Raw genomic sequence first — 777 nt, 5'->3', positions numbered from 1 at the left:
AAAGATAGACCGTGCTCGCCTTTCCTCCGTTCCTTACCGCGAGATAGAAACTAGTCCATCTGCTGAGCCCCGCACCAGGAACGAGCGGGTTCTTGCTCGGATCTGGGAGGATCTATTAGGCGCCGAGCGGGTGGGAATCGACAGCAGTTTCTTTGATATCGGCGGCGATTCTCTTCTCAGCGTACGTTGCGTCACGCTGGCGCGCTCACCGTCAACCAGCTTTATCGAACACCGACCATCAGGGAGTTGGCGGCCGGGGAAGCGGAGGCGGCACCCCACAACGTGGCTTCCGCGGACGGCTTACTGCCTGTGCCCCCCGTAATATCGTTTTGGAATTCTCTTGTCGGCTTTGACGAGCATTTTAACCTCGGCGATCTGTTCTTCTTGCGCAGCGGCATCCTGGACATCAATATCCTGGACCGCGCTCTCGCCCATGTCATCGAGAGGCACGAAGGCCTCAGGCTCCGCGTTGCCCGAACCCAAGATGGACTACGGCTGGGGATTGGCGCTTGTCCGGCCGAGCGCATCGTGGAGGAGATCGATCTCGTCCGGATGACCGGCCCAGACCAGCGCAGGACAATCGAGAGCGTCTCGGCAAGACGTCAACACATGTTTCGGTTTGACGGCCACACGCCTCTCGTTCACGTCGTGGCCTTCCGTGCTTCGGAAAGCGGCGATTATTATCTGCTGGTACTGGTGCATCATTTCGTAGTGGATGGGATGGGCTATCGGCTATTCCTGGAAGCATTGGAGGACGCATACAACGCTCTTGCTGCA

The 777-nt window shown here is 58.3% G+C and carries 1 protein-coding gene; it reads left to right on the top strand.

Features of this window, described 5'->3' with window-relative positions:
- Window positions 1–186: 186 nt before the first annotated feature.
- The coding region (locus I6F37_RS38315) for a condensation domain-containing protein (protein ID WP_225131595.1) at window positions 187–777 on the top strand (591 nt) is incomplete at its 3' end.

The organism is Bradyrhizobium sp. NBAIM08, from assembly GCF_020193935.1.
GTDB classification, from domain to species: domain Bacteria; phylum Pseudomonadota; class Alphaproteobacteria; order Rhizobiales; family Xanthobacteraceae; genus Bradyrhizobium; species Bradyrhizobium yuanmingense.
This window is presented reverse-complemented; position numbering and strand designations above follow the sequence as displayed.